At 36.4% G+C, this 18,520-nt stretch carries 19 protein-coding genes and 1 pseudogene; 12 read left to right on the forward strand and 8 right to left on the reverse strand.

The features are described from left to right. Nucleotides 1–5: 5 nt before the first annotated feature. The 3 genes from JF259_RS15460 to JF259_RS15470 are packed head-to-tail and all read right to left on the reverse strand — an operon-like array spanning nt 6 to nt 2,376. Entirely contained in the window at nt 6–956 is a 951-nt protein-coding gene (locus JF259_RS15460; protein WP_233164327.1) for an alpha/beta hydrolase, read from the reverse strand. Continuing rightward, nucleotides 956–1,633 carry a 16S rRNA (cytidine(1402)-2'-O)-methyltransferase gene (rsmI, locus tag JF259_RS15465; protein ID WP_199116615.1) on the reverse strand — a complete coding sequence of 226 codons (678 nt, stop codon included), beginning with the start codon at nt 1,631–1,633 and terminating at the stop codon, nt 956–958. Before rsmI ends, JF259_RS15460 begins: the two co-directional genes overlap by 1 nt. A gap of 2 nt (nt 1,634–1,635) precedes the next feature. After that, a complete protein-coding gene (locus JF259_RS15470) occupies nt 1,636–2,376 on the reverse strand; it encodes a hypothetical protein (RefSeq protein WP_199116616.1) in 741 nt (246 codons plus the stop codon). Between the two features lie 107 nt (nt 2,377–2,483). On the opposite strand from JF259_RS15470, the gene JF259_RS15475 reads away from it, so the two are divergent. The 4 genes from JF259_RS15475 to JF259_RS15490 all read left to right on the forward strand — a co-directional run bounded on the left by JF259_RS15475 (nt 2,484) and on the right by JF259_RS15490 (nt 5,973). Further along, the gene (locus tag JF259_RS15475; protein WP_199116617.1) at nt 2,484–3,131 is read left to right on the forward strand and encodes a thymidine kinase; all 648 of its coding nucleotides are present in this window, start codon (nt 2,484–2,486) and stop codon (nt 3,129–3,131) included. Next, a complete protein-coding gene (alr, locus tag JF259_RS15480; protein ID WP_199116643.1) occupies nt 3,124–4,230 on the forward strand; it encodes an alanine racemase in 1,107 nt (368 codons plus the stop codon). The genes JF259_RS15475 and alr overlap by 8 nt, the downstream gene beginning before the upstream one ends. 71 nt (nt 4,231–4,301) lie before the next feature. Further along, on the forward strand, nt 4,302–4,703 hold the full coding sequence (gene mscL, locus JF259_RS15485; RefSeq protein ID WP_199116618.1) for a large conductance mechanosensitive channel protein MscL: 402 nt from the start codon (nt 4,302–4,304) through the stop codon (nt 4,701–4,703). A gap of 280 nt (nt 4,704–4,983) precedes the next feature. Continuing rightward, on the forward strand, nt 4,984–5,973 hold the full coding sequence (locus tag JF259_RS15490; protein WP_199116619.1) for an aspartate-semialdehyde dehydrogenase: 990 nt from the start codon (nt 4,984–4,986) through the stop codon (nt 5,971–5,973). 144 nt (nt 5,974–6,117) lie between these two features. Here the strand turns inward: JF259_RS15490 and JF259_RS15495 are convergent, their stop codons facing one another. From JF259_RS15495 to JF259_RS15505, 3 genes are all read right to left on the reverse strand, one after another. After that, complete coding sequence (locus JF259_RS15495; RefSeq protein WP_199116620.1) at nt 6,118–7,200, reverse strand: acyltransferase family protein; 1,083 nt, start codon at nt 7,198–7,200, stop codon at nt 6,118–6,120. A gap of 226 nt (nt 7,201–7,426) precedes the next feature. Then, on the reverse strand, nt 7,427–7,903 hold the full coding sequence (locus JF259_RS15500; RefSeq protein WP_394370604.1) for a LexA family protein: 477 nt from the start codon (nt 7,901–7,903) through the stop codon (nt 7,427–7,429). Nucleotides 7,904–7,944: 41 nt separating this feature from the next. After that, nucleotides 7,945–9,201, reverse strand: a complete 1,257-nt coding sequence (locus JF259_RS15505; protein ID WP_199116621.1) for a Y-family DNA polymerase — start codon at nt 9,199–9,201, stop codon at nt 7,945–7,947. A gap of 36 nt (nt 9,202–9,237) precedes the next feature. Here JF259_RS15505 and JF259_RS15510 point away from each other — a divergent pair, with 36 nt between their 5' ends. The 7 genes and pseudogenes from JF259_RS15510 to JF259_RS15540 all read left to right on the forward strand — a co-directional run. After that, on the forward strand, nt 9,238–10,392 hold the full coding sequence (locus JF259_RS15510) for an aminotransferase class I/II-fold pyridoxal phosphate-dependent enzyme (RefSeq protein ID WP_199116622.1): 1,155 nt from the start codon (nt 9,238–9,240) through the stop codon (nt 10,390–10,392). A gap of 66 nt (nt 10,393–10,458) precedes the next feature. Beyond that, nucleotides 10,459–11,085, forward strand: coding sequence for a dethiobiotin synthase (bioD, locus tag JF259_RS15515; protein WP_199116623.1), 627 nt, complete (start codon nt 10,459–10,461; stop codon nt 11,083–11,085). After that, the gene (gene bioA / locus JF259_RS15520; protein ID WP_199116624.1) at nt 11,082–12,347 is read left to right on the forward strand and encodes an adenosylmethionine--8-amino-7-oxononanoate transaminase; all 1,266 of its coding nucleotides are present in this window, start codon (nt 11,082–11,084) and stop codon (nt 12,345–12,347) included. The genes bioD and bioA overlap by 4 nt, the downstream gene beginning before the upstream one ends. A gap of 21 nt (nt 12,348–12,368) precedes the next feature. Further along, nucleotides 12,369–13,526, forward strand: a complete 1,158-nt coding sequence (locus tag JF259_RS15525; RefSeq protein WP_199116625.1) for a beta-ketoacyl synthase N-terminal-like domain-containing protein — start codon at nt 12,369–12,371, stop codon at nt 13,524–13,526. A gap of 218 nt (nt 13,527–13,744) precedes the next feature. Beyond that, nucleotides 13,745–14,377, forward strand: coding sequence for a hypothetical protein (locus tag JF259_RS15530; protein ID WP_199116626.1), 633 nt, complete (start codon nt 13,745–13,747; stop codon nt 14,375–14,377). Continuing rightward, nucleotides 14,346–15,758 carry a flotillin family protein gene (locus tag JF259_RS15535; RefSeq protein ID WP_199116627.1) on the forward strand — a complete coding sequence of 471 codons (1,413 nt, stop codon included), beginning with the start codon at nt 14,346–14,348 and terminating at the stop codon, nt 15,756–15,758. Before JF259_RS15530 ends, JF259_RS15535 begins: the two co-directional genes overlap by 32 nt. Nucleotides 15,759–15,780: 22 nt before the next feature. Continuing rightward, nucleotides 15,781–16,329, forward strand: a pseudogene (locus JF259_RS15540) (beta-ketoacyl synthase N-terminal-like domain-containing protein); the annotation flags it as partial. On the opposite strand, the gene JF259_RS15545 reads toward JF259_RS15540, so the two are convergent. After that, the gene (locus JF259_RS15545) at nt 16,301–17,506 is read right to left on the reverse strand and encodes an ABC transporter permease (protein WP_199116629.1); all 1,206 of its coding nucleotides are present in this window, start codon (nt 17,504–17,506) and stop codon (nt 16,301–16,303) included. The pseudogene JF259_RS15540 and the gene JF259_RS15545 overlap by 29 nt on opposite strands. Then, the gene (gene rbfA / locus JF259_RS15550) at nt 17,507–17,902 is read right to left on the reverse strand and encodes a 30S ribosome-binding factor RbfA (protein WP_199116630.1); all 396 of its coding nucleotides are present in this window, start codon (nt 17,900–17,902) and stop codon (nt 17,507–17,509) included. It abuts the gene before it with no gap. 185 nt (nt 17,903–18,087) lie between these two features. Here rbfA and mce point away from each other — a divergent pair, with 185 nt between their 5' ends. After that, nucleotides 18,088–18,489 (forward strand): methylmalonyl-CoA epimerase, encoded by a 402-nt coding sequence (gene mce, locus JF259_RS15555; RefSeq protein WP_199116631.1) that lies wholly within the window; start codon nt 18,088–18,090, stop codon nt 18,487–18,489. The last annotated feature ends 31 nt before the right edge of the window (nt 18,490–18,520 follow it).

The raw sequence follows: 18,520 nt of genomic DNA on the forward strand, positions 1-18,520 counted from the left end.
TGCTTCTATTGGTTATCTATGTTTAAAATCCAATTATATAATAAGTCAATCCATGTATGAAGCAGTTTGTTATTTGCAGCTATGCCAAACCCGTGCCCCCCTTCTTGATAAAGATGCATTTCCACCGGAACGCCAACCTCTTTTAGTCTCTGATAAAATGCCAAGGTGTTTTCAACCGGCACGCCACGATCATCTGTAGCATGTACTAAAAATGTTGGAGGTGTCTGGCTATTAACATATTGTTCGTTAGAATAATAATCTAAAAGTGTTTGAGAAGGTGAATCCCCTAGTAAATTATGAATAGACCCTTTGTGGGCATAGGTCGCATTCATAGTTATTACTGGATATAACAATGCCATAAAATCAGGTCTTGCACTCAGTGAATCTTCTAAAACCCTTGGTTGATACATTTCTTCGTGATAATGCACTCCCAAAGTCGAAGCTAAATGCCCTCCGGCCGAAAACCCCATAACACCTATGTCATTTTCAGAAATTTGCCAGTCAGCGGCTTTATGTCGTACAAGTCTAACAGCTTTTTGTAGGTCTTGAAGTGGTGCCTTGTGCGGTGTAACAAGAGAACTTGATGTTGGCAACCGATATTTTAAAACGAAAGCTGCAATGCCTCTTTCCTGAAACCATTTTGCAATGGTTGTTCCTTCTAAATTATAAGCTAATATTTTATAACTGCCTCCCGGACAAATAATAATGGCTTTACGGGTGTTTATGGAATCGGGAGGAAAATAACAGGCCAATGTTGGGGTTTGAACATTACCTATTCGCAGAATATCCGTTTTGGTTGCTATTTCTTGCTCTGAAGTCTTTCGTTGATTGGGAACACTATCATTCCACAGCGGTATAGTAAGATCTTGTGCTTGGCACATACTAACAAAACTTATAGTTACTAGACACCAAGAAAATAAAAGAGATGCCTTTGTGTTGTTTACAGATAGATGCATTAAATTTTACTTTTTCCTCCAACTACAATTACGACCTCTCCTTTTGGTGGTTTATTTGTATAATACTCCAGCACTTCTTTAGCTGTTCCACGAACAGTCTCTTCATATAATTTGGTTAATTCCCTAGAAACAGAAACAGGCCTATCATCTCCAAAATACTCACAAAAATGCCCTATTGTTTTAACGAGCTTATGCGGACTTTCATAAAAAATCATTGTCCGGGTTTCTTCGGCCAATAAAAGCAACCTTGTTTGCCTTCCTTTTTTAACTGGTAAAAACCCTTCAAAAACAAACTTATCGTTTGGCAAACCGGAGTTCACCAAAGCTGGCACAAAAGCAGTCGCGCCGGGCAAGCAGTCTACATCAATATTATTTTCAATACAAGCTCGCGTTAGTAAAAATCCTGGGTCGGATATTGCAGGTGTTCCTGCGTCACTAATTAACGCTACTCTGGTACCGCTTTTTATGCGCTGAACAAGCCCCTCTACCGTTTTGTGCTCGTTGTGCATGTGATGGGATTGCATATGCGTGGTAATTTCAAAATGCTTTAGCAATTTTACGGAAGTACGGGTGTCTTCTGCTAAAATTAAGTCAACATCCTTTAAAATTTCTATCGCTCTAAAGGTAATGTCTTTTAAATTACCTATTGGGGTAGGGACTATATAAAGTTTACTCATTATTAAAACTTCCCTTCAATAATCTCCATAAATCGTGCTTCAAACTCTTCTTTACCAACCCAATTATCGTAATCTGGTTTTACAAATTCTTGTATAAAGCTTTTAGCGTCTTTAAAAGAACCTGCTGTATTTATTTGGGATATTACGCGATCATAATCTTCATTTTTGCCATCAAACAAATGCTTTATAAAGGCTAGTTTGTCATTTAATCCAATAGCAAGCCCCCCTGTTTTTAATTTATCATTTAGAGACTTCTTTTCATCGGCTTGCCCATTTAAGGGTTTTGGAACGGGATCGAAAACGGGGACATCTTTAAACCCTGACGTAATCTCATCGAAGTCGTTTTTGTCATATTTCGGTTTAGGTATGGCTTCTTCAAAAATTGTATCTATTTCTTGAGCCTCTTGGGGCATTTGTGCAACCATATCCTTAATAGTCTCCATTACGGGTTCCATAATATGGTCATCTTCTACCTCATCTAGATTAATATACAATTTGTCTTCAACTTCAATCGTATCGCTTATTTTATTATTAAATGCGGTATCCAACATTCCAAAAAACGAGGAATCACTACCTATAGTTGGCATATCGTCCTCAAAATTTTCGTGCGCAAACTTTAATACCGTTAATTTTTCGAAAAGAGCCGACACCTCTTCATGCATTTTAATAACGTCATCCTTTCCCTTTAACTTAAGAATTCGATGCGCTATACTTATCAACTCAGACTCTAGCTTCTTTTTCATAGGTTTAATTTTTTTGATTAATACGCTTTAGGCTTTTGTTTTTTAATAAATTTACGCCACCTTTATACAAAACAATAATCGCTTTGTTTTAGTGTTAAAATTACAAAATGTTTCTTGAAAATACAGTAAATCATAAAGAACAATTTGGCTGGATTGAAGTTATCTGTGGCTCGATGTTTTCGGGAAAAACCGAAGAATTGATCCGTCGCCTCAAACGTGCTCAATTTGCAAGACAAAAAGTAGAGATCTTTAAGCCCTCTGTTGATGTACGTTATAATGAAGACATGGTAGTCTCTCACGATGACAATGAAATTCGATCGACCCCCGTTCCGGCAGCAGCCAACATACCTATTTTAGCCGATGGCTGCGATGTAGTTGGTATTGACGAAGCTCAATTTTTTGATGATGAAATTGTTCGTGTTTGCAACGATCTGGCCAACAAAGGTGTTCGTGTTATTGTTGCAGGGCTCGATATGGACTTTAAGGGCAACCCTTTTGGGCCTATGCCCTTTTTAATGGCTACTGCCGAATATGTAACTAAAGTACATGCCATTTGCACTAGAACAGGCAATTTGGCTCAATATAGCTATAGGAAGTCTACAAATGAGAATTTAGTTCTTTTGGGTGAAGTTGAAGAATATGAACCTTTAAGCAGAGCTGCATATTATAAAGCAACTATGCGTGATAAAGTTCGAAACATGAAGGTTAATGACGTTGAAGAAATCACCTCTAAACCCAAAGACCCCGATGCCTAAAGCGCAAGAAACTGTACTTGAAATCGATTTAAAAGCACTTAAACATAATTTTGAGTACCTAAAATCGAAATTAAACAACACCACTAAATTCTTAGCAGTAGCTAAAGCTTTTGCTTATGGCAACGATGCCAATACTATCGCCAAATATCTAGAGGGTTTAAATGTCGAATACTTTGCTGTAGCCTATACCAATGAAGGCGTAGCCCTTCGTAAAGCTGGCATTAAAACACCTATTTTGGTACTGCATCCACTTAGTGCAAATTTTAAGGCAATAATCGAACATCGCCTGGAGCCTAGTTTATACAGCTGGAAAATTTTTAATGAGTTCATCTCGGCAGCTTCTATAGAAAATCAAACTCATTATCCAGTTCATATAAAATTTAACACAGGGCTAAACCGACTTGGTTTTAATGAGCACGATGTAGACAATATCATTTCCAAACTAAATGATACGTCCGCCATACAAGTGACATCCATTTTTTCGCATCTTGCAGCCAGCGAAGATCTTAACGAAAAAGCGTTTACTTTAAAACAGGTAGACAGCTTCAAAAACATTATTAATAATGTCTTAGCAAAACTCGACTATAAACCCATGTTTCATTTATGTAACACCTCGGGCATACTAAACTATCCTGAAGCTCATTTTGATATGGTTAGGAGTGGTATTGGACTATATGGTTTTGGGAATTCTAAAAAAGAAAACAAACATTTAAAGCCCATAGCGACATTAAAAACCGTTATTTCTCAAATTCATACCATCAAAAAAGGTGCATCTGTGGGTTACAACCGAGGCTTTAAAAGTGATTCTGAACAGAAAATAGCAACGCTCCCAATTGGTCATGCCGATGGTATTGGTAGACAATATGGACAGGGCAATGGTTTTGTTTTCATAAACAGTAAACGCGCTCCTATTGTTGGTAATGTTTGTATGGATATGATTATGGTTAACGTTACCGATATAGATTGTAACGAAGGTGATGAAGTTATCGTTTTTGGACAAAACGCTTCTGCAGAAGCTTTAGCCGAAACCGCTAACACCATTTCGTACGAATTAATTACAGCCATTTCGCAACGTATTAAGCGTATTATCTTAAGGTAGTCGTACTTCTAATTTTTATTATGTAAGTTTTTTAGCTATTTTAGTTATTCACTAACTAAAAATGTATCATTATGCTAAAAGAATTTAAAGAATTTGCAATGAAGGGCAACCTTGTAGACATTGCAATTGGTTTTGTAATGGGTGCTGCTTTTAAAGAAGTGGTGACTGTTTTTACGGGTGGTATAGTATCCCCGCTCATTGGATTAATCTTCAAAGCAGATTTCAAAGATTTAAAATACGTTATTAAAGAAGGGGTTACTAATGCTGGAGGTATTATTGAAGGAGAAGTATCTGTAATGTGGGGTGCCTTTTTAACCAGCGTTATTGACTTTGTTATTGTTGCATTTGTTATGTTTATGCTAATTAAAGGCATTAATAAATTAAAAAAGAAAGAAGTACCAGCTCCAGAAGCACCAAAAGGACCTTCCCAAGAAGAATTACTTGCTGAAATACGTGATTTGTTAAAAAAATAACAAATTGTTGCATATACAACACTGTGTTATTTGTTGTTAAAAAGGCCTCCGTTTTAAAAATTGAGGCCTTTTTTTCAATTTTAAAATAGAATTAATACTTAGTTTTGCATACTTAATTATCTTAAAATAAAACACATGAAACGAACATTAATAAATTTTAAAAATTTCGTCGTAAAAGATAATGCTTAAAATTTTTAATGTGAGAGCGAGTGCAACGATAGTTTACATTCGTTCTTAATTTCATAATTAAATATCAAATTATTACTAAAATTTAAAACGAATGAAAATAGCTGTTGTTGGAGCCACTGGTATGGTTGGCGAGGTTATGCTAAAAGTATTGGAAGAACGTAATTTTCCTATTACCGAATTATTATTAGTCGCATCAGAGCGTTCTGTTGGAAAAAAAATGACTTTTAAAAATAAGGAATATACTATTATTGGATTGGCTGATGCCGTTGCTGCCAAGCCACAAATAGCTATTTTCTCGGCCGGAGGAGATACTTCTTTAGAATGGGCTCCTAAATTCGCTGAGGTTGGCACAACTGTGGTTGATAACTCTTCTGCTTGGCGTATGGATCCTACTAAAAAGTTAGTAGTTCCAGAAATTAATGCACAAGAATTAACTAAAGATGATAAAATTATAGCAAACCCAAACTGTTCGACCATACAAATGGTAATGGCTTTAGCTCCGCTTCATGCAGCATACAAAATGAAGCGCGTAGTCGTTTCTACTTATCAATCGGTTTCTGGTACTGGTGTAAAAGCTGTAAAACAATTGGAAAATGAAATTGCAGGTGTTGAAGGTGAAATGGCATACCCATATCCTATTGGCAGAAATGCATTACCACATTGCGATGTGTTTATGGAAAATGGCTATACCAAAGAAGAAATGAAGCTTGCGCGTGAGCCGCAAAAAATATTTAACGATAGTACTTTTTCGGTTACTGCTACAGCTGTTCGTATTCCAACAGCAGGAGGGCACTCTGAGTCTGTAAATGTTGAATTTGAAAATGATTTTGATCTATCGGATGTTCGCAAAATGCTTAGTGAAACCCCTGGCGTTGTATTACAGGACAACACAGAGACCAACACCTATCCAATGCCAATTTATGCGCATGACAAAGATGAGGTTTTCGTTGGGCGTCTTCGTAGAGATGAAACGCAACCCAACACATTAAACATGTGGATTGTTGCCGACAACCTACGGAAAGGAGCTGCTACGAACACGATCCAAATTGCAGAATATTTACTTGAAAACAATTTGGTATAAAAAGCATCCCTGTTTAATCTTACATAGATGATATCGGCAACCTAGATTCGTTCTAAGTTGCCAGTATTTTTGTTTTAAGTAAATCCTTATCAAAACCGGAATAATAGACTTTGCTAGTCGACCCTTTAAAATTAAAACCTAAACTTACACCTTAATAAAAATCTTTTTCTTATAAAGAAAATAACCTAAGAACATGTATGCCAGTACAACTGTTAAAGCATACATTAAAGAAGACAATTTATCGCTTAAAAAATCATGAACAAACAAAGTGTTATAAAGCCATGCATGCACATTGGTGTCTCCTACTTTAGTTAAATAAAAGGTTTTTGAAACAAAACTGGATAAAAAATAAATAGTAATAGCGTTCATACCAACATATTTATAGATTGAACCAAATTTAAGTTGTTTAACATCGGTTAAATAGTAAATACATGCCAATATTAAGGTGCCCCATCCTGCGGTGACTAAAACAAAACTACTACTCCATAATGCTTTGCTGATAGGAAACCAAACATTCCAAATGTACCCAGAGAGCAAGAGAAGAACAGCTACTACGAGTAAGGGCTTTATATCCCTAAGACCATCCAGTAGCTTTCCAACAAGAACTCCAATTATACACGTAGCTATTGCAGGTAAGGTACTTAAAAGGCCTTCAGGATCGTAATCGGCTTGCCACATATGTTTTCCTAAGAGATTTGAATCAATATACATGGCCCAATTATTAGGTGATCTGTCAAAAGTTGGCAATGTGCCATCTGGCAAAGGAACATAACCCAAACACAACCAATAAACAATCAATATAATAGTTCCTATCCCAAATAAGGTTTTCCAATTACAGTTAAGGTATAGTATTGCTGAAAACAAAAAAACGATACCAATACGCTGCAATACTCCCAAAAACCTTAAGGTTTCGAATTCTTTCACAAAAGGCGCAGAAGGCAAAAACAACCCCAAAAAGAGCCCCAATCCTATAAGTTTTAGGCTTCTTACTATAATCTTTTTATAAGTAGCTTGGGCATTAGGTTTATTTTTATACGCAAAATAAATAGAGATCCCCACAATAAACAAAAAGAATGGAAATATTAAATCGGTTGGTGTTAGGCCATGCCATTTGGCATGAAGTAAAGGGGGATATACATAACTCCAACTTCCGGGAGTATTAACAAGTATCATGGCCGCTATGGTAAACCCTCTTAAAATGTCTACAGACTCGATGCGTTTTTTCATCTGTTAATATTTATTATTTTTTAGTGGTCAGATGCGATGCCTAAATTATCATATTTGCTGGGTTTGCAACTTTTTGTTAATAGGCATTTCATATAAAAGCTTTATATAATTAAAATGTATTTTACATAGCACGGAACTATACTATTTAGCACTTAAATATAAAGCAATACTATTCACATCACACTGTTAACAATGCTCTAATCAAGAAAAATAGTTTTCGTTAAACTCATACCTTTTTGATAACATTGGTAACAATCCCCCAGATAATAAAGTCATTTTGTTGGGTAATTTTTATAATGGGGTAATCCGGGTTTTCCGGCTGTAACCAAACTTCCCCTTTGTCTACCCTCAAGCGTTTAACAGTAAACTCTCCATCCAAGAAACAAACGGCTATCTTATTATTTGCCGGTTCCAAACTTCGGTCTATCACTAAAAGATCGTTATCATCAAGCCCAGCACCAATCATAGATTGTCCGCTAACACGCGCAAAAAAAGTAGCTTCTTTATTTTTTATAAGTTCCTTATCTAAGGACAAACGTTGCTCCTTAAAATCTTCGGCTGGCGATGGAAATCCAGCTGAAATTCCCGCATCAAAAAAAGGAGCTCCCGAATTGTTTGATACATTCGGAATAAAAAATGTAAGATTTTTTGTTTGTTTAACTAACATAATGTGCTTTGGAGAGAATAGTGAATCTCTCGCCATAAAGTTACTAAAGATTCATTTACTATATACAAATGACTCTATTATTTTGCCACAATAATATCATTAATATTAGTTGTATACCTTGGCGACAAGCGTTCTTGACGCATTTTCCAGGTGCGTTTTAAGTCTTGATTACCCAATTTTATCTTATAATCTGAATATTTAGAATTCAAATGATCTATAGTATGCATTAAATGTTTATGCTTTTCATTTTCCTGTTCAAACAAATCCAACTGATAATTATTTTCCGGCACCAAGCCAGTTACAATCACGCCTGCCCGCTTGTATTTTATTCCCCGTTTAAAAATTGAGGCTACTGCTTTTACAGCACAATTACTGATTACCAAAGATGAATTGGTTGGACTTGGCAAACTTACTACTCTACTCGCTCTATGCTGTTCCTCCTGTTTTTTATGTCTATCACTGCTTAGCATCACATACACCATATGACAACTGGAATGTTGCTTCCGTAATTTTTCTGAACAGCTCATGGCAAAAGTAGAAATCCGCTCTTTAATATTATCAAAATCAGAAAACGTGTACTCAAAACTTCTTGTCGTAGCAATAGCCCGTTTTGTTTTAACCTCATCCAACGTTAAGGTAGAAATACCTTCTAAATCTTTTTTGAGCTTCCATTCGGTAATTGAAAAACTTTTGCGTACCCAATCATCCGATAGCTGCACAAAATCGAATGCTGTTTTACAGTTTTTAACTTTCAGCCGCTTTTGCAAACCACGGCCAATGCCCCAAACATCTTCTAATTTAATCCACTGCAGTGCTTTTATCCGTTTCTCTTCAGAATCGATTACATAAACGCCTTTTGTTTGTTCCGGAAATTTACGTGCAATTTTATTGGCGACTTTACTTAAGGCTTTCGTTGGCGCAAGTCCGACACAAGTTGGAATACCTGTCCATTTTAATATCCGACCTCTTATTTGATGACCATAATCATCAAAATTATGATTATCAAATCCCTTAAACTCTAAAAAAGCCTCATCAATGCTATAAACCTCTACATCGGGTGTAAACTGCTCCAATAGTGCCATAACACGACTACTCATATCACCATACAACGGGTAGTTAGAAGAAAACACTTGAACATTATTTACTTTACAAAATCCCTCCCATTTAAAAATAGGCGCTCCCATGGGTAAACCAATTGCTTTGGCTTCATCACTTCGTGAAATGACACACCCATCATTATTACTTAAAATAGCAATAGGCTTGTTGCGTAAATTCGGATTAAAAACCCGTTCGCAAGAGGCATAAAAATTATTACAATCTACCAAGGCATACATAAAAGTAAAGATATGATTTTTACATACATTTGTTAAATGGATTTCCCTAAAAAACTACAACAAAAACTGGAAGCCCGTAAAGCAGCTAATGCCTTACGGAAATTAGGGGCACAAAACAATCTAATCGATTTTTCATCTAATGATTATTTGGGCTTTTCGAAGAATAAAACTATTTTTAAAAACACCCATGATTTTTTAATGGAACACCATATCCAGCAAAATGGTGCTACGGGATCCCGCTTACTGTCTGGTAATCACCAATTATTTAATATCACAGAAAACATGCTCTGTAATTTCCATAATAGTGAAACTGCACTTGTTTTTAACTCTGGGTACGATGCCAATGTTGGTTTTTTTTCCTGTGTTCCCCAAAAAGATGATATTATTTTATACGACGAATATATACACGCTTCCATTCGTGATGGCATTACTATGAGCCACGCAAAAAGCTATAAATTTATACACAATGACATTGAAGACCTAAACAAAAAGGTGCTTCGCCTTGCCCAACATAATAAACAAACTGTTTACATAGTTACCGAATCGGTGTTCTCGATGGATGGGGATACTCCCAATCTAACAGCCATGGCCCAACTAAGCCAAAAGTACAATGCCTTTTTAATAGTAGACGAAGCACATGCCCTTGGAACTTTCGGGAATCGAGGCGTAGGACTGATCCAGGATTTAAAACTGGAATCACAAGTTTTTGCCAGATTAATAACATTTGGAAAAGCATTAGGATGTCATGGAGCTGCCATTCTTGGTAGTAATTCCCTAAAACAATATCTCATTAATTTTTCGCGTAGTTTCATTTATACCACAGCCTTGCCTCCTCACAGTTTAGCAACTATCAACACGGCCTACAATGAACTTATTTCAACCCAAAACAGGGCGCTACTGAAAAAAAACATTTCCCATTTTAAATCTGAAATCATCAAGAACAGCCTTCAACAACTGTTTATTATAAGTGATTCTCCCATACAATGTTGTATTGTTTCAGGAAACGAACGGGTAAAATCGATCGCAAAAAAATTACAGGAACTCAATTTTAACGTAAAGCCCATTTTGTCGCCTACCGTTCCCAAAGGTCATGAACGCCTACGTTTTTGTCTGCACAGCTATAATTCGACAAAGGAAATCTCGGATGTATTACAACAGTTAGCTACTTTTGCAACTACAATGACGTGTTAAGCATAGCCAAAAACACAGTGTTAAGTTTCTTATATCAATTAAAATTAGATTTCTACCAGTACAAGAATGACAAAAATAAAAACATATTTTATCACAGGGATATCAACAGATGTGGGAAAAACAATTGCATCGGCCATTGTTACCGAAGCATTAAAAGCCGATTATTGGAAACCCGTGCAAGCAGGTGATCTGGACTATAGTGACACGCATAAAGTGCAAGCATTGGTATCGAACAACAAATCTGTATTTCATACAAACAGCTATGCTTTGCACACGCCCATGAGTCCGCATGCCGCTGCAAAGATTGATAATGTAACTATCAATATAAATGAAATTACACCTCCAAAAACAACGAATCATCTGGTTATAGAAGGTGCTGGAGGCTTACTGGTTCCCTTAAATAATAAACAAACCGTTTTAGATCTTATCAAGCTTAACTACAGGGTTATTGTAGTATCCAGACATTATCTAGGAAGTATTAATCATACGCTCTTAACGGTTAATACATTAAAAGAAAAAGGTTTTAATGTCACTATTATTTTTAGCGGCAACGAACATCCCTCAACCGAGGATATTATTAAGAAAATGACAAACGTTCCAGTTATTGGACGCATTGATGAAGAACCTTATTTTGATAAAAATATAGTAAAAGAATATGCTGAATTATTCAGGAAAAATTTGAAAGATCTATGACATTACAAGGACGCGATAAAAAACATCTTTGGCACCCATTAACACAACACAAATTACACCCAGAAGCCATTGCAATTACGAAAGCCAAAGACTGTATTTTAACCGATGAGAACGGCAACGACTATATAGATGCCATTGCTTCGTGGTACACCTGCATGTACGGCCATTGCAACGACTATATTACCAGCAAGGTATCAAACCAAATGCAACAATTGGATCAAGTGGTTTTTAGTGGGTTTACCCACGAACCAGCCATCAAGCTGTCGGAGGCCCTTATAAACATCTTACCAAAAAACCAGAATAAGATATTCTTTAGTGACAATGGTTCTACTTCTGTCGAAATTGGCATTAAAATGGCTTTGCAATACCACTTTAACCAAGGCGAAAAACGCAATACATTAATTGCTCTTGAAGATGGCTTTCATGGCGATACCTTTGGAGCCATGAGCGTATCGGGGCTATCTGTTTACAATGGACCGTTTGAAGATTTCTTTTTAGAAGTTAAACGCATTCCAACTCCTAATGGCAAAAACCATGAAACCATTCTAAAAATACTAAAGCACATTACAGAACACCATAAGGTTGCTGGTTTTGTTTACGAACCCTTGGTACAAGGTGCAGCTGCCATGAAAATGTACAATGCCAATGGTTTAGAACAGATTCTCAAGTTCTGTAAAACCAACAACATTATTACTGTTGCTGATGAAGTTATGACAGGATTTGGTAAAACGGGAAACTATTTTGCCTCGCTACATTTGGAAACCAAACCAGATATTATGTGTTTGAGCAAAGCCTTAACGGGAGGTTTATTGCCTATGGCCTTAACCACATGCTCTCAAAAAATTTACGATGCGTTTTATAGTGACGACATTGGCAAAGGCTTGTTTCACGGCCACACCTATTCGGCTAACCCACTTGCCTGTACCGCTGCACTCGCAAGTATAGAGCTTTTAACATCAAAAGAAATACAAAATAATATAACACGTATCGTAGGTTCGCATCAAGTTTTTGGAGCACATATTAAGAAACACCCTAAAGTAAAATCGATTAGACAATCGGGGGTTATTTTTGCGCTTGACTTAAACGTTGAAATGGAGCGTTACGGTAATCTAAGAGACCTATTATTTAACTTTTATATGGAACGCGGCGTTTTCTTACGCCCACTAGGAAATACTATTTATATACAAGCTCCTTATATAATCACAGAAGAGCAACTGGAAAAAGTATATAAAACCATAGAAGATTCCTTAGCAATAGTTTAAATTTGCACCAAAACCAAGCACTTGCAAAAACCCATTTCCATAACAGCTGTCGCATCTATTTCTCCCTTAGGAAAGACCTTAAAAGAAACTTGGGAAAGCTACCAAAACAGCGCACATTGCATCACAGAGTTGCCTTTAAAAAAGAAAGGAGCTTTGGTTTCAAAAATTCCTGAAAAAGCACAAAATGCTATTAAAACCATACGCCTGTCTGATCCCAAATATAAAACACTCGATAAGACGGTTTTATATGCTATCTATGCTTCTCGATTAGCCATCCAACAAGCTGGTTGGAACGGGAGCGATAATTTTGGAATTAATATTGGGTCGTCGCGAGGGGCGACACATCTTTTTGAAACTTACTATGATGATTTTCTAAAAAACAACAAAGCCAAGACCTTAAGTTCACCAACAACCACTTTAGGAAACATATCTTCTTGGGTAGCCCATGACCTGCAAACCAAAGGTCCCGAGATCAGTCATTCCATTACTTGCTCTACAGCATTGCATGCTATGTTAAACGGTATTGCTTGGATACAATCGGGTATGTGCAATAAATTCCTAGTCGGAGGAAGCGAAGCTCCTTTAACACCTTTTACCATTGCCCAAATGCAAGCTTTAAAAATTTATGCCAAAGAAGATAATAGCCACTATCCGTGTCGGGCTTTAGACCTTTCTAAAAAACAAAACACCATGGTTCTGGGAGAAGGCGCTTCGATGACCTGTTTGGAAGCGGGCAAACTCTCTAATGCTTTAGCAACTATAGAAGGTATTGGCTATGCAACGGAAATCCTAGAACATAATATTTCTATTTCTAGTGACGCCAAATGCTTTCAAAAATCCATGCAAATGGCTTTAAGCAATACCAATCCAGAAGTTGTAGACGTTGTTGTTATGCACGCCCCGGGAACCATAAAAGGAGATTCCAGTGAATTAAAAGCGATTGAAACTATCTTTAATGGCAAGGTTCCTGCGGTGACTTCCAACAAATGGAAAATTGGGCATACTTTTGGGGCATCGGGAGCGTTGAGCCTAGAACTAGCGATACTAATGCTCCAACATCAAGAATTTATAGGTGTACCTTATTTAGAACATCAAAAAGTGCCGGATCAAATAAAAACAGTTTTAGTCAATGCTGTTGGTTTTGGTGGTAATGCTGTTTCCGTTTTACTAAAGAAGTAAAGTCTCGACTACAATAACTAAAAGAAATTATTACACTTTTTGTAACAAAATTTTATTGACGACTACTAACTGTTATAACCTTTAAAATGGCTACTTAAAATGAATGGTGGATAAATGCCATACTTTAAAGAGTTGCCTTCAATTTTCTTACAAATATTATTGTAGGATTATTCAAAAGGTCTTACATTTCAGCTTTAATCTTTAACACTCTATTTAAAATGGTTTGGTTTTCAGAATTGGATTTGTTTTCAAAATTTTACTGGATTATTGCGTCGATAAGTTCTTTGCTATTTATCTTTATAATAATAACTACCTTTTTAGGTATTGATGGCGCTGACAACATTGACGATATCGACACCAGTATAGATGCTGATACCGGCATTGAATTCCAATTCATTACTTTTAAAAATCTTATTGGGTTTTTTACCATTTTTGGATGGAGCGGTATCGCATGTATGGATACCGGACTTTCAAATGTACTAACCATTGCTATTTCCGTTTTTTGCGGTCTTATAATGATGACCGTCATGGCTGCTATGTTTCATTATATGAACAAATTAAGCCATAGCGGCACTTTAAACTATAAAAATGCTATTGGTGCTATTGGAGAAGTTTATCTCACTATTGGTGCCAATCGTACTAGAATGGGTAAAGTTCACATACGTGTCCAAGGGGCACTTCGTGAACTCGAAGCTCTGTCCGATTCACTTACAGAGCTTAAACCCGGAACCATTGTTAAAGTTACCGAAATTACCAACAATGATATTTTAATTGTTAATACAACACAAAAATCCATAGAACCTATTAAATCAAAAACTTATGAAATACCTGCTAATACAAGGAACATCTAATTTGGGATTACCAATTACGGTCATTTTTGCTGTACTATTTGTATTCATCTTTTTAATCATCCTGATTAAACGCTATAAGCGTTGCCCTTCGGATCGCATTTTAGTTGTTTATGGTAAAGTAAGCGGAGGGCAATCGGCTAAATGTATACATGGTGGCGCTGCCTTTATCCTACCTGTTATACAAGATTATGAATTTTTGGATCTAACCCCTATTTCTATTGAAGTAAATTTGGTTAATGCGCTTTCCAAACAAAACATACGGGTTAATGTACCATCCCGTTTTACTATTGGGGTCTCAACCGAACCCGGTGTTATGCAAAATGCTGCAGAACGTTTACTCGGACTTGGGCTTCAAGACATACAGGAGTTGGCCAAAGAAATTATCTTCGGACAATTACGTTTAGTAGTTGCTTCTATGGACATTGAGGAAATTAACTCAGACAGGGATAAATTCTTGACCAATATTTCACAAAGTGTTGAATCTGAACTTAAAAAAGTAGGTTTGAAACTAATAAACGTAAACATCACCGATATTGTTGATGAGTCTGGTTATATAGAAGCCTTAGGTAAAGAGGCTGCGGCACATGCTATAAATGCTGCCCGTAAATCGGTAGCCGAGAAAAACAGGGATGGCTCTATTGGTGAAGCCAACGCGGTACAAGATGAACGTACACAGGTTGCAGCTGCTAATGCTCAAGCTGTTGAAGGGGAAAACACAGCCAAAATAGCAGTTGCTAATTCAGATTCTTTACGCCGCCAAAGAGAAGCCGAAGCCGAGCGTGTCGCTATCGCTTCAGAAAAAGTACAGGCAGCCAAAGCATTGGAAGAGTCTTATGCAGCTGAAAAAGAAGCTGAAACAGCTAGAGCAGAAAGGGAGCGCTCATCACAAGTTGCTGACGTAATTGTTCCTGCTGAAATTGACAAAAGAAAAGTGGAAATTGATGCCGAAGCGGAAGCTGAAAAAATAAGACGACGTGCTAAAGGTGAAGCCGATGCTATTTTATTTAAAGCACAGGCAGAAGCACAGGGACTCTATGAAGTATTGACTAAACAAGCTGCCGGATTAGACGAAATTGTTAAAGCTGCAGGTAATAATTCCAAAGATGCTGTTTTATTACTTATTGCTGATAAACTACCTGAATTAGTTAAAATGCAATCGGAAGCTATCAAGAATATTAAAATCGACAAAGTTACTGTTTGGGAAAATGGAGGTAATAAAGATGGCAAATCATCTACCGCTAACTTCCTTTCTGGAATATATAAATCGGTTCCTCCATTACAAGATATGTTTAATATGGCAGGTATGGAACTGCCTGAATATTTAAAGGGAAAAGAACCTACTTCAGAAAAAATTGAAGATACTGCGGAAGAAGAAGAATAACATCAAATTAATTTCATTATAAGCTTTAAAAATTTATGCCAAAGAAGATAATAGCCACTATCCGTGTCGGGCTTTAGACCTTTCTAAAAAACAAAACACCATGGTTCTGGGAGAAGGCGCTTCGATAACCTGTTTGGAAGCGGGCAAACTCTCTAATGCTTTAGCAACTATAGAAGGTATTGGCTATGCAACGGAAATCCTAGAACATAATATTTCTATTTCTAGTGACGCCAAATGCTTTCAAAAATCCATGCAAATGGCTTTAGGCAATACCAATCCAGAAGTTGTAGACGTTGTTGTTATGCACGCCCCGGGAACCATAAAAGGAGATCCCAGTGAATTAAAAGCGATTGAAACCATCTTTAATGGCAAAGTTCCTGCGGTGACTTCCAACAAATGGAAAATTGGGCATACTTTTGGGGCATCGGGAGCATTGAGCCTAGAACTAGCCATACTAATGCTCCAATATCAAGAATTTATAGGAATACCTTATTTAGAACCTCAAAAAGTGCTGGATCAAATAAACTTTGATATTAGCAACTTTAATAAGCTTTTAAAAGACTTTTTGTAATACGTACCGATGCTATTTTAGAGGCTATAACCCCTAGAATGGAAATGGTTACAAATACGATCAAGAAATTTTCTGGTTTTATTAAAACCGGATATGGAATCGTTACAGTTATCAAGACCAAGTTAAACGCTTTTTGAAGCAGTACAACAAGTAAGCCTAAACCTAAACCTATTAAACCACCAATAATACTCATTAAACTACCTTGGAAAAAGAAGATTCTGCGAATATCCTTAACTGTTATTCCAATATTAAAGAGGGTATTTAAGCTTTTTTTCTTATCGAGGATCATCATGATTATTGAACCAATAACATTAAATAGGGCTATAATTAAAACTAAAGTAAAAATGAGATAAACGACCAAGTTTTCGGTGTTTAGCATTTTGTAGAGTGCATCATTAAGCTGTGCTCTGTTCTTTACAATTACTTTATCGCCCAGAACTAGTTGTATTTTCTCCTTTGCTAGCCCCTCATCACTGCCTTCTTTTAGTTTAAATTCTATAGCCGATATCTGATTTGGGTGATAGCTTAAAAGGTGTTGTGCCAAGTCGATCGGAGCATACACGTACGTGTCATTAAGCGTTTCGTTAATATAAAAAATACCTACATTAAGGGTATTTACCATTTCAAATGCATTTTTTGTAGAGGTTATTTGCCCCGTCCCGGGTTTGGGAACATAAATGCTTACAGGTTTGGTGTAATCCAGAACACCAAGGGACAAGTTGGTAGCTATGCCCCACCCCACGACTATTTGGTTTGACTTTTGGTCAAGCCAGTTCCCGGTTTCTAGAATGGAATCAACTTGAACAACTTGTTTAAATTGTTCATCAACCCCTTTTATAGTAGCTATATAATTTTTATTGTCAAAGGATATTATAACGCGTTCTTCGACGGTTTTAGAGTATACGGCCATTTCTTCTATACCATTAAGTTTAGCAATGGTGTCTTCTGTTAAGTTAAATGATTTGCCTATAGCGATTTCTGCTTTTAAATCGGGGTCAACAACTGACGAAAATTGAAGCGTAAAGTCTTTTAAACCAGCAAACCCCGAGAGTACTATAAATAGAGAAGCAGCTCCCAAAATAACACCAATTATCGCTATTATAGTAATAAAGTTAATAGCATTATTACTGCTTTTGGAGCGTATATAACGTTTTGCTATATATAAAGGGACGTTCAATTAGGATTTTTTTCTTTTGTCTAAAATAGTAGGATCTTTAATAGGGTTGTCCTTACCTTTTAAGGATTGTTCAATTTTATCGATATATTCTAAGGAATCGTCTATAAAAAATTCCAGTTGTGGCATGCGCCTTAACTGGTGTTTAGTACGTTGGGCTAATTCATGGCGTATTAAAGGGGCGTTAGACTTTATCCCTTCTAGAATTTCTTTGCCTTTGTTATTCGGAAAAACACTTAAGTATACTTTAGCTATAGAAAGGTCTACCGTTACAGTTACTTTTGTTACCGAAATTAAAATTCCCTTCATGCCTCCTTGGGTTGCAGCTCCTTGAAGGACTTCTACTAAGTCGCGTTGTAGTACCGATCCTATTTTTTTTTGTCTTTGACTTTCTTCCAATTGATTGTTCTTTTCTAGTTTATACCAAATTAGGGCAGAGGTAAGATACTAAGTTAATACAATTTACCAAATTATCATATAAGTTGTAATGCTTCAAGGTATATTGTAGTGCAAAAATAAAGGATATTTAAAGATTATCTTACTTTTGGTTTGCAAAATTTGTATCTTACTGTAAAGTATTTTTAATGAATAAAATTGAACACATAGGTATTGCCGTTAAAAATCTTAATGAGTCTAATAATTTGTTTGCCAGTTTATTTGGAAAGCCGAGCTACAAAATAGAAACGGTTGTTAGTGAAGGTGTACGAACGTCTTTTTTTAAGGTAGGGGATAATAAGGTGGAATTACTGGAAGCAACCCATGAAGATAGCCCCATTGCTAAGTTTCTTGAAAAAAGAGGGGAAGGGGTTCATCACATTGCTTTTGCTGTAGATGACATTAATGCTGAGGTTAAACGGTTGGTGTCAGAAGGCTTTAAAGTACTTAATGAAATTCCTAAAAAAGGAGCTGACAATAAACTGGTTGTTTTTCTGCATCCCAAAGACACAAATGGGGTACTTATAGAGCTTTGTCAGGAAATTATTTAAACAATAATTTTCTTGTAGAGTTTTAAAATAA

The sequence above is a fragment of the Snuella sedimenti genome (assembly GCF_016428595.1).
Taxonomy (GTDB): Bacteria; Bacteroidota; Bacteroidia; order Flavobacteriales; family Flavobacteriaceae; genus Snuella; species Snuella sedimenti.

Bases quoted from the DNA above. Each gene is read 5' to 3' on its own strand.
- bioD (WP_199116623.1), top strand. From the start codon at position 10,459: ATGACAAAAATAAAAACATATTTTATCACAGGGATATCAACAGATGTG.
- JF259_RS15510 (WP_199116622.1), top strand. From the start codon at position 9,238: ATGGATTTCCCTAAAAAACTACAACAAAAACTGGAAGCCCGTAAAGCA.
- mscL (WP_199116618.1), top strand. From the start codon at position 4,302: ATGCTAAAAGAATTTAAAGAATTTGCAATGAAGGGCAACCTTGTAGAC.
- JF259_RS15505 (WP_199116621.1), bottom strand. From the start codon at position 9,201: ATGTATGCCTTGGTAGATTGTAATAATTTTTATGCCTCTTGCGAACGG.
- JF259_RS15495 (WP_199116620.1), bottom strand. From the start codon at position 7,200: ATGAAAAAACGCATCGAGTCTGTAGACATTTTAAGAGGGTTTACCATA.
- JF259_RS15460 (WP_233164327.1), bottom strand. From the start codon at position 956: ATGCATCTATCTGTAAACAACACAAAGGCATCTCTTTTATTTTCTTGG.
- JF259_RS15500 (WP_394370604.1), bottom strand. From the start codon at position 7,903: ATGGCGAGAGATTCACTATTCTCTCCAAAGCACATTATGTTAGTTAAA.
- rsmI (WP_199116615.1), bottom strand. From the start codon at position 1,633: ATGAGTAAACTTTATATAGTCCCTACCCCAATAGGTAATTTAAAAGAC.
- bioA (WP_199116624.1), top strand. From the start codon at position 11,082: ATGACATTACAAGGACGCGATAAAAAACATCTTTGGCACCCATTAACA.
- JF259_RS15470 (WP_199116616.1), bottom strand. From the start codon at position 2,376: ATGAAAAAGAAGCTAGAGTCTGAGTTGATAAGTATAGCGCATCGAATT.
- JF259_RS15475 (WP_199116617.1), top strand. From the start codon at position 2,484: ATGTTTCTTGAAAATACAGTAAATCATAAAGAACAATTTGGCTGGATT.
- mce (WP_199116631.1), top strand. From the start codon at position 18,088: ATGAATAAAATTGAACACATAGGTATTGCCGTTAAAAATCTTAATGAG.
- JF259_RS15490 (WP_199116619.1), top strand. From the start codon at position 4,984: ATGAAAATAGCTGTTGTTGGAGCCACTGGTATGGTTGGCGAGGTTATG.
- JF259_RS15535 (WP_199116627.1), top strand. From the start codon at position 14,346: ATGAAATACCTGCTAATACAAGGAACATCTAATTTGGGATTACCAATT.
- JF259_RS15530 (WP_199116626.1), top strand. From the start codon at position 13,745: ATGGTTTGGTTTTCAGAATTGGATTTGTTTTCAAAATTTTACTGGATT.
- alr (WP_199116643.1), top strand. From the start codon at position 3,124: ATGCCTAAAGCGCAAGAAACTGTACTTGAAATCGATTTAAAAGCACTT.